This is a genomic window from Nocardia sp. NPDC101769 (assembly GCF_044766925.1).
In the GTDB taxonomy this organism is placed as follows: domain Bacteria; phylum Actinomycetota; class Actinomycetes; order Mycobacteriales; family Mycobacteriaceae; genus Nocardia.
On the sequence record NZ_JBIWMX010000082.1, the window covers coordinates 1 to 9,977 of the forward strand.

Below are 9,977 nucleotides of genomic sequence, written 5' to 3' on the forward strand. Positions count from 1 at the left end.
GGCAGACAAGGTCGATCGTCTACTCGAACTGGCGGCGATCGCTGAAGTGCGGATCTATGTTCATCGGACGGGTGCGCCGCTGCCCTGACATCTGCGGGCGGCCGTCCGGGCTACGCCCTGCAATGCCGCTGACCGCGCTGACCGAACCGGCCAGCGCTGGGTAGGCGAAGGTCAACTGGCCGTGCCGATCCGAAGCCGGCCGAACGCACCTTCTTGCAGCGATCCGCACGCTCCGAATCGGCCGCGTGGCTCGGCGGAAGATCAATGGGCCGAAGCAATCTCGGCTCAGCGCAGGACTGGGAGTAGGGCGAGCAGTACCGCGATAAGGAGCAAGGGTGCCGAGAGTCGCTCGACTAGGGCATGAGTCCGGTCGAGATCGACATTGGTGTGTGTTCCGCCTGAGGAGCTGCCCCTGACGCTATCTGCGCCGCTGGCAGCGCGCGCGGCGAGGACGGTGTCGACGCGGAGTTTGACAGTGAGGATTGCTGCCATGACCAGAGCGCCGGCGAAATACACCGCAGCGACCGGCCCGGTGCCGGAGACGAGTCGCACGACTTCGATCACCGCGAGGCCGATGCTCGCGATCAGCGAAGCGCGGTTGTAGCGGGTCCACGCCCCGACCGAGATCTTCTCAACAGCCAGGGCGACATTCGGTGCCGTCCCCGGTGATTGAGCAGCCAGCAGTAACGGCCGGACTCCAGCGACCATGATCAGCCCTCCGGCGGCGACAACACCGACCGCGAAGCGTTCGATTCCGGTGAATCCGACATTAATGAGGGTGTCGACGTCCATGTGTTCCTCCTGAGGTCGAGCAAAGTGTGGTGCGCACTCACGTCATTCTGTAATGGCGCTACTATGGTGCGCACGCACCTCACTTGTCAACGGGTGGGGTCACGCCGACCGAGGGAGATCACCGATGGCGCCACCGGCCCGGCAGCGAATCCTCGATGCCGCTGCACGCCTCCTGCGGGAGAAGGGCATCGCCCGCCTGACCACGCGCGAAATCGCCGTGGCCGCAGACGCCGCAGAGGGCTCGATCACCAAGAACTTCGGCGGCAAACTGGGCCTGCTCACCGCCCTGCTATCGAGCGACCTGCCCGAATTGGCTGCCTGGCGTGCCGCCCTCACCCCGCCGACCGCTCACCGCGGCGACCTATGCGCCGCGCTGATCACGGTCGGGGACAAGGCAATCGACTACTACGCGGCTTCGCTCCCGCTCATCGCCGGCGCAGTCTCCGACACCACCCTTCTAGACGCCTACCGAGCCACGAACACCGCTCAGGACACCGGACCTCAACTAGCCGTGGAGTCCATGGCCACGTATTTGACGGGGTGGCAGTCGACCGGCGCACTCTCCCCCGAGGCGGATACCTGGGCATTGGCGCTGTTGTTCTGCGGCGCAGCACAATTACAGGCTTGGACCGAGCATCTCGCCGGACCGCTAGCCCTGCCCCGCGACAGGGACGCACGGATACGAGCCGTCGTCGACGCGCTAGTCCCTTAACGCCGAGCGAGCGACGCGGCAAACGCACTACATTGCCGCATACCTCGCTGACCGAATCGGCCAGCCAGGGGCATCGGAAGACCAACTGGCCGTTCCGAGGCCGGCGGAACGTTCGCTATTGCCGATGTCCACCGTGGTGCGGCCCGGCTGGTGCGGGCAGCCTGGTCTCGGTCATGGCGTTGTCCTACTCGGTGATTCGTGGTTGTCGTGGTGGGGTTTCGGGCTCGACCCGGAAAACGGGGTAGCGCGGCGCGATCGCCTCGAAGTCGGCAAGCGCGGCGCGGGGATCCACCGGGATATGTGGACGTGCGCCGGGCACCGTCGCCAGATAGCGCCGTAGGATCGGGGCGCGCTCGGCCACTGGCACCTCGACCAGACGAGCCGGGCGGCGACGGCCGCGGTGCAGCACAACCTGTCCGTGCGCGGCCCGCACGTTGCGTACCCAATCGCAATTCTCGCCCAGCATCGAGACCAGGTACCAGTCCTCGTTCCAGTCGGCCATTCCCACCGGGAAACGCCGCAGCTGCCCGGACCGGCGGCCGACGACTTCCAGACTGATCCAACGTTGCGGCTGCAAGCCCAGGGCGAAGACCATCGACCACAGTCGGGCGAAGCGTCGCGCGGTGGCATTGGCCCGCCCGCCTACGTACATGGCCCGCAAACGATCCGCTGAATATGGCCACATGCCGGGCACCTCTCTACTGCGGCTGTCCGATGCGCCGTTAGTCTGCCCACTATGGAACTCCAGATATAGAGTCCAAAGTCGCCGCGGTACATTCCGGCAGCGCCCCGCCATCCAGATCTGGAATATCCGCTCTTGCCGCATACCGCGCTGACCGAACCGGCCAGCGCGAGGCACCGGCGGCCGAAACCTGGTGCGGTGCAGAACGTCCGCTAGCCGATGAGCGACCGTCCGAGGTGGTCATAGATGTCCCGCTGTCGGTGGTGCGGGCTAGGTTGACGATCATGCGCATCGACGTCGACGGTACTGAGCCTTTTTCATCCTTGTTCGGTCTGAAGTTCGCGGTCCTGTAGGACGTGGATGGCCTTGACCAATGCCCCGGCCTTATGCGGGCAGCAGCGCAGCTTGTGCAGCACCTTCCAGCTCTCGAGCTGCGCGTTGGCGCGCTCGCCGCGGCCACGCAACTTCGCGTGAGCCCGGTTGGCCTGCTTCTGCGATTCCGGCTTGTTACGCCCCTTGTAGGGCGTGTGCAGACCCTCGACACCCTGATAACCCTTGTCCGCCAACACGATCAACCCGCAGCGCTCGAGCTCGCGCATGATCTGCCAGATCCAAGCGGCCTTCGCATCGTGCACACTGCCGGGCAACGCCCCCGACACCCACACGATGTCTCCGTCGGGCGTAGCGATGACCTGCACGTTCATCCCATGGCGGCGGTGCTTGCCCGAATAGTAGGGCCGGTCGGCGGCCACCCGGTCGATCGCGATCAGGGTGCCGTCCAGGATCAGATAGGCGTGCCCGTCGTTGCGCGCTTGCCGCAGCGCCGATCTCAGCTTCGGCGCACGTGCCGCCAATAGCTCCACCGTCTCGGTGATGTAGCGCCAGGCGGTCGTAGTCGAGACGTCGAACCCGGCCCCGATGTCGGCATAGGTTTCGGCTTTGCGCAGATGGGCCAGCACGAGCAGGGCTTGGCGGCCAGGGTCGAGCTTGCGCCAGGCCGAGCCGATCGCGCGGCGGTGCCGGCGGATCAGCCCAGCGACGAAGTGGAGGGTCTGACGTGACAACGGCAGCGCGGAACGGTAGAACATCAACGGAAGCCCTTGGTGTACAGCATGTCTTGGTCGACAGCCGTCCTACCAAGGGTTTCCTCGTGTCAGACATCCCTGGAGCTTGGGTGTCAAGCGGCTAGCTGTCGTCGGTGTGACCAGGCGGTTGTCTGGCTGTAGGTGGTGCGGGTTTTCAGGCAGCCGTGCAGGATGCCGACGAGCCGGTTGCCGAGCTGGCGCAGGGCGGCGCTGTGTTCGACTTCGCGGCCGCGTAGTTCGTCGTAGTAGGCGCGGCAGGCGGTGTCGTGCAGGATCGCTGCACCGGCCTGTAGGTGCAGGGCGTCGATGAGGCGGTCGTTGTGGATGAACCGGGCGTGCACGGTTTTGGTTTTGCCGGATTGGCGGGTGATCGGTGAGGTTCCGGCGTAGTTCTTGCGGGATTTGGCGTCGGCGTAACGCCCTGTGGCGTCTCCGAACTCGGCGAGCACCCGGGCGCCGGTGATCGGCCCCATGCCGGGCAGGCTGAGGTAGATCTCAGCGTCCGGGTGCCGGCCAAAAAACGCCTTCACCTCGTCCTCCATCATGTTGATCTGCTCGTTGAGGGTGGTCAGGACCGCGACGGTCGCCCGCACCGATGCCGCGTAGGCGGCAGTGACCATGGTCGGCTGGCCGAGAGCGGGAGCACCGAGTGTCGCGGCGATGGTGGCCGCTTTGGCGGCAGTGTCGTGGCGGCGGGCCCGTTTGAGCGCCGCGGTGATCTGCTCGACCGTCAGCTGGGCCGCCGAGGCGGGATCGGATGCGGTGCAAAGCAGTTCGAGGGTGTCGGTGCCGGCCAGGCCGAGGGGCTTGTAGGCGGTCAGCGCGGCGGGGAAGTACTCCCGCAACGCGGTCCGCAACCGCAGCAAGTGCCGGGTCCGTTCCCAGATCAACGTCTGGTGAGCACGGGCGCAGACCTTGACCGCTTCAGCGATGTCGGAGTCCGCGGCCACCTGGCGCAGCTGATGCCGGCGCGTGCGCAGCATGTCGGCCAGAGTGCGGGCATCGGCCTTGTCGTCCTTGGCACCCGAGAGCGACAGCAGTTCGCGGTGGCGGGCAGCCTGTTTCGGGTTGACCCCGTATACGTGATACCCGGCGGCGACCAGGGCCCGCACCCACGGGCCGCGGTCGGTCTCGATACACACCAGCACCTGCCCGGGATCGGATCTGTCCGGCAGGAACCGGGCGATCAACTCATGCAGCCGGGTCATGCCCTCCATACCCTCCGACAGCCGGGCCGCTTTCAAGGTCAGACCGGTCTCGTCCTGCACCTCCACATCGTGATGATCTTCGGCACAGTCGTCTCCAACGAACAACAATCCGTGCTCCTGACATGCCGTTTCCGGGGATCATGGCGAGCCGCCGGGAGACACAGCGCCCTAATGGACCAGTGCTCACGCCAAACATGTTGGCGGGCACGACATCCCATCAGCTGTACTGCTCCCGGACCACCGGCAGGGGCACGGTCTGACACCAGAACTCGAAGTTCAGGCTGAGTGAGTGCTCACCTGCTGGCGGCTACCGGCACCGAGTCTGCCTCACCGGCTCACTCGGTAGCTCCCATTAGGCGGAGGCGCGCCGTCACCAGTTCCATTGCCCACCAACAACATCCAGTCAGGATGAAAAGGGCTCAGTGTCGGGCGAAGCCCTCAGAAAGCGAGGGACCAAGGAATTCGACTTGCAACTGGCGCAGTGGTCGGGGTGGGACGTCATATCTGTGACGCCGATCTCGGTTTACGACGGGCAAACCCACGGCGTACTCATCGTCTGGGGGCGGGCGGTTGGCTGACCCCGGAACTGCCCGGGTTGCTGACTCCCGCCGACCACTTCCTCGTCTCGCCGGACCCTTGAGCTTAACCTAGCAGCGTGGGCTGAGAGTGCGGCGTCGACGCGGAGCTTGATAGTGAGGATCGCTGCCATGACCAGCACGCGGACCAGGTAGACCGCGGCGATCGTTCCGGTGCCGGCCGCGAGTCGCACGACCTCGATCACGGCGAGGACGATGCTGGCCGATCAGCGATGCTCGGTGGTAGCGATTCCACGCACCGGCCGAGATGTTTTCGACGGCCAGAGCGATGCTCGGGGTGGTGCCCGGTGACTGGGCGGCCAGCAGCAGTGGTCGAACTCCAGTAACCCCCGCGGCCGCGTCGGCGGGCGGCCACCTGCCCTGACCGAACTGCAAGCGCTCAAAGCCGCACGCAGCCGCACCGACTTCACCGACCGGATCGATCCGTCGCTCGCTCCCGCGGCAAGTCCGACGATAGAAGTACTGCTATGCCTATGTCGTAGCCAGCGCACAGTGCGGGATACCAGCCGGGCAGTCGTGATGATCTGCCTCGCTCGTGCACGTGGTCGAACACTGCATGCGCAAGCCATCCGAGGGCTGTCATTCTGGCCGCCCACCGCTGCGGCAAGACGACCGCACCCATGAGAACAACGGCTGCCGCAGCTGCTGCTGTCCATTCGCGGGTAGACGCTGCCGAATCGGCGGGCCGGCCCAGGCGGGCAGCTGGATACACAACTGCGGCGCCTACTAATCCCGCCGCATAGGACCTTACTCGGCGGTCCGGATCCTGTTGGGCAAGAGCGAGATCGGTGATGACACTGAGAACGCCACCCGCGGCCGTTCCAACGAGACCGGCATACGACCGTCGTGGTTCACTCATCGAGCAATATCGAACCAGGCAGACCGAATTCGCACACACCTGTGGGGCTGCCGGACCTGAAGGGTGCGGTGTTCAGGTCGGGAACTCCGATTCCAGGACCGCACTGCCAAGGCCGGGAGTGACTTTCAGCGTTGGATGGTGGCTCTGATGGTCGGGAGCGGTATGGCGCCGGGTCGCAGGTGACGACAGCTACCGGATCTTGTTCGGGCCAGCCGCCCCGTTTCGCGGTCGTGCAGCGCGCCGAGATCAAAGCGCTGAACTGCCAGTTGCCGGCCGGGACCGGGGTGTCGCTATCGCGGTGTTCGAGCAGCGATCTGGCCGCTGAGGTGGTGCAATCCGGTATCGCCGAGCCGATCTCGGCGTCGACGGTGCGACCGATCCTGTCCGCGGCTGTGCTCGAGACCTGGCCGTGCATTGCTGGTGACAGCAGTGGAGGCACGAATGTTCGCTGCTGGTAGGAGAGTTTGCCGTTCATGCTCCACGTCCCGTCGGGGTTTCTGCCGTAGCTGTATACGGCGCCGGTCCCGTCGGAGGGTGGGGCCTCGCCGGTCGGGTGAGGAATCGCATGGTGTGGTCGACTACCCGGTGAGGTTGTTCGGTTGCTGGGAAGTGTCCGACATGGGTCATGACTACGACCTGCAGATCCGTTGCTCGCGAGCCGAATTCGCTGAGGGCGCTGACGGGAAACAGCGGGTCGCGATCACCGGCCAGTACCAGTGTCGGGACGGTCAGCCGGGACCATCGATACTGTCCCGCCAGCAGTCGTGGAATTTCTCGGAGAACGAGGTTGCGGTAGTAGCTGACGGTTGCCCGTACGCGTGCGGGTTCCTCGAACTGCTCGGTGAAGGTTTGTCGGTCTTCGGGTGTCATCGAGGCGGTCCGATATACCCAGTGCCGCAGGGCCCATTTCGGCATGGCCGCCGAGGCAATCCATGGGCCGAGCACGGGTGCCGCGTTGGCGGCGATGTGCCACAGCCGCAGGCCGCCGACAAGGACCCGCGGAGTCGGTCGGAGAAACGGGCTGGCGGTGTTGAGAGCGATGTAGCGCCTGACGCGGTGCGGATAGCGCAGGGCGAGTAGGTATCCGATCAGCCCGCCCCAATCGTGCCCGAGGACGTGGAACTGCTGGATTCCGAGCCGGTCGAGCAGTCCGATGATGTCATCAGCCATGGTGGCCGGGGTGTATCCGTGTGGTGGCGCATCGGTCCAGCCGAGTCCTCGCAGGTCGGGACAGATGACCCGATAGTGCTGGGACAGTGGGCCGATAATGTGGCGCCATTGCCACCAGTGCTGTGGCCAGCCGTGCAGCAACACCAGGGGTTCGCCCGCCCCGACGAGAGCCACGTGCATCCGAAGTCCGCCGACATCGATATACCGGTGTTCGACACCGTCTGCCGCGGGCATGTCACGCGCGGTCATGACGCATCTCCGGCGGTGACGAACGACGCGACGGCGTTCGCCAGCAGTGCGGGCTGATCCTCGGGTGAGAAAGTGCGCGCGCCGGGAATCCATTCGATACGGGCATCGGGAAAGTCTGCGGCCAATCGGTGAGCATGCTGGGTGGGGAAGAACCGATCGGCGTCTGACCACGCCAGAAGCACGGGTCGGTCGAAATCGGCGAATGTCTTGGCTACGGCGATGGTGTGCTGCTTGTCGAGCCCACGCAGTACCCGGCGCAGGTCGTCGCGGATATCGCGAGCCACGCCGGCGGGCAGCGCGTAGGAGTCGCTCGCTCGGTGGTCGATGGGGGCTCGGCTCAACCAGCCGTAGGCTACAGGAAGTGCCCGGACGGTTCGGAAGCGCAGTGCCGCAGCCAGTATCGCCATCCCTGCGGGTATACGAGCGGCCAGTTTGAGATAGGCGAACGTCTTCGGCGGAAAATTGTCGTATGCGTCGCACGAGGTGAGCACCATCCGTGCGACCAGATCCGGGCGTCGCGCGGCCACCAACTGGCAGACCACACCGCCGCTGTCGTTGCCGACGAGTGTTACCGGACCCAGCTCCATCTCCTCGATCGTCTCGATGACCAACTGGGCCAACCCTGGCGGATCCACGTCGGTGTCGGGCATCGAGACACGGTGTGATCCGAAGGGCAAGTCGATTGTCACGCAACGGAATATGCGTGCAAGCACTGGAACAACTCCACGCCACAGGTTCGCGTTCACCACCAATCCGTGAACCAGCACGACCGGATCTCCGTTGCCGCGGTCGAAGACATCCAGCGGACCCGACGGCAGCCGGATTTCGCGTCGCGTGCCGAGGTTGCTGTCACGCCAGCCGGCGCGTGCATCGGTCGAGATGTTCGTCATCTGATAGCTCCCCCGAGTCAGTGACAGTAGGTACCCGACCAAATTAGTAAACAGGCTGCCTGTTTTCAATTGGGATCGATGCGATGCTCAAGCGAGCGAGAAGAGGTGATGATGGGTGAGTGGGTGTCGTCGGCCTTGCCGGGCAGTGTGCACGACAGCAGGGCCGCGTGGATCTGGCGGATCGCGTACGAACTCACCGCGCACGGATGGATTGTGCTGGCCGACAAGGGATATCAGGGCGTCGAGGGTGTCCTGACGCCGTACAAGGGGCGGGACAAGCCGCAATCGCAGAAGAACGCCAACCGCGCTCATGCCCGGCTACGAGGCCGAGGCGAGCGGGCATTCGCCCAGCTCAAGACTTGGAAGATCCTGAGGAAACTCCGCTGTTGTCCCTTCAAGGCCGGTCGCATCGTCAATGCCATCCACGTCCTGTAGAACCGAGAACTTCAGGCCACCGCCCGAGGATGACAAAGGCTCACTGTCATCGACCAGTCGGCCACAGCCTCGTGGTGTTCGGGGAGGTATTGGTGGTCATGCACCCAAGGGTGCTGCTGGAGAGCGGACCCCGCGATCTCTCGATCGGGCTTGGCGATCGAGATGACAGTGATCCAGGCTGCGGGTTGAACTCGGGCGCGGAGGTGGAGCGCCTGCCGGGCTCCAGGAGATCAGTCGTTGGTAGGAGTTGTTCAGGCATTGCGCGCCACCGGACCGGCCGTTACTCGGAAACCCACCAGCGGTCCACGGAATATCCGCCCGTTTTCGGCCTCACCAGTCCACAATCGAGTAGGAGTTGTTCAGCAGGTGAGTACACCTTCCTTGCACGGCTTCAGATCCGCCATGGATGAAGCGATCGACACGCCCCGGCTGGCTTTGCGGCTGTTCACCGACGCGGACACCACACAGCTGCACGAGATCTTCAGCGACCCCGAAACCCACACCATCGGCGAAGGCCCCCTGACCAACCCCGCACAGACCCGCGAGTGGATCGAACGCCGAATCGCGACTCGCGCCGCGACCGGACTGTGCTGGTATGCCATCCGCGAGCACGACACCGGGCTGCTGCTGGGCAACTGCGGGATCTTTCCCGGCCGCACCGGCAACGCAGAACCCGAAATCGGCTACGAGATCCGACGATCCCACCAGGGCCATGGCTTCGCCCGAGAAGCCGCAGCTGCAGTACTCGCCGAGGCCCTCCACACCGGTATACCCCGCATCTGGGCCACCATCCGGCCCCACAACATCGCCTCGCTCCGGGTAGCCACCAGCATCGGGCTACGCCACCACAGCCTGCGGGCCGACACCAAAGGCCCCCTGACATACCTGGTCTCGCACCCTGACTGAGCAGCAGGGCTTGGCCTATCCGCCCAATTCTCGGCCGATCCGGGACCCCCAACCACATCGCGCGGCAGCGGGCCCGCCCATCGAGGTCCGCGAGCGCGGCGTAGGCCGACGCCGTCGTGTCCGGCTCTGCCAATCCGATCGCGGCTAGCGGATACCTCTGGGCCGCCGCCGGTCTCGCCGCCGGCCGCACCGCGGTGGCCGCCTCGGTCAGCGCGGGACGCGGCTATAGCGGATGTCCAGTGGGCGCCCGTTCCGGCACTGAGAGCTCCGTCTGGATGGGGATCCGGCATCTGCCTAGGTCGTGGGTCGCCAGCGGCGAATCGCTTGCGGCAATCCAAGTTTCAATCCGTGGCGATACCTGGGCCCCGGAATCCTGAAGCTGTCGGCGTCCCG

At 65.3% G+C, this 9,977-nt stretch carries 8 protein-coding genes and 1 pseudogene; 3 read left to right on the forward strand and 6 right to left on the reverse strand.

Annotated elements, in window-relative coordinates; translation table 11 throughout:
- Positions 1-285: 285 nt before the first annotated feature.
- Positions 286-792 (reverse strand): hypothetical protein, encoded by a 507-nt coding sequence (locus ACIRRA_RS44870; RefSeq protein WP_402781905.1) that lies wholly within the window; start codon positions 790-792, stop codon positions 286-288.
- A gap of 124 nt (positions 793-916) precedes the next feature.
- On the opposite strand from ACIRRA_RS44870, the gene ACIRRA_RS44875 reads away from it, so the two are divergent.
- Positions 917-1,504: a TetR/AcrR family transcriptional regulator gene (locus tag ACIRRA_RS44875; protein WP_402781907.1), complete on the forward strand. Its 588-nt coding sequence runs from the start codon at positions 917-919 to the stop codon at positions 1,502-1,504.
- A 184-nt stretch (positions 1,505-1,688) separates the two neighbouring features.
- Here ACIRRA_RS44875 and ACIRRA_RS44880 read toward each other — a convergent pair whose 3' ends face one another.
- The 5 genes from ACIRRA_RS44880 to ACIRRA_RS44900 all read right to left on the reverse strand — a co-directional run bounded on the left by ACIRRA_RS44880 (position 1,689) and on the right by ACIRRA_RS44900 (position 8,243).
- Positions 1,689-2,189, reverse strand: coding sequence for a nitroreductase family deazaflavin-dependent oxidoreductase (locus ACIRRA_RS44880; protein ID WP_402781910.1), 501 nt, complete (start codon positions 2,187-2,189; stop codon positions 1,689-1,691).
- 314 nt (positions 2,190-2,503) lie between these two features.
- Positions 2,504-3,277, reverse strand: a complete 774-nt coding sequence (locus tag ACIRRA_RS44885) for a transposase family protein (RefSeq protein WP_402781913.1) — start codon at positions 3,275-3,277, stop codon at positions 2,504-2,506.
- Positions 3,278-3,363: 86 nt separating this feature from the next.
- Complete coding sequence (locus tag ACIRRA_RS44890; protein ID WP_402781916.1) at positions 3,364-4,587, reverse strand: IS110 family transposase; 1,224 nt, start codon at positions 4,585-4,587, stop codon at positions 3,364-3,366.
- Between the two features lie 1,818 nt (positions 4,588-6,405).
- Positions 6,406-7,353: an alpha/beta fold hydrolase gene (locus tag ACIRRA_RS44895; RefSeq protein WP_402781919.1), complete on the reverse strand. Its 948-nt coding sequence runs from the start codon at positions 7,351-7,353 to the stop codon at positions 6,406-6,408.
- Positions 7,350-8,243 (reverse strand): alpha/beta fold hydrolase, encoded by an 894-nt coding sequence (locus ACIRRA_RS44900; RefSeq protein WP_402781922.1) that lies wholly within the window; start codon positions 8,241-8,243, stop codon positions 7,350-7,352. Before ACIRRA_RS44900 ends, ACIRRA_RS44895 begins: the two co-directional genes overlap by 4 nt.
- Positions 8,244-8,363: 120 nt before the next feature.
- Here ACIRRA_RS44900 and ACIRRA_RS44905 point away from each other — a divergent pair.
- Positions 8,364-8,678, forward strand: a pseudogene (locus tag ACIRRA_RS44905) (transposase family protein); the annotation flags it as partial.
- Positions 8,679-9,044: 366 nt separating this feature from the next.
- The gene (locus ACIRRA_RS44910) at positions 9,045-9,584 is read left to right on the forward strand and encodes a GNAT family N-acetyltransferase (RefSeq protein WP_402781926.1); all 540 of its coding nucleotides are present in this window, start codon (positions 9,045-9,047) and stop codon (positions 9,582-9,584) included.
- Positions 9,585-9,977 lie beyond the last annotated feature (393 nt).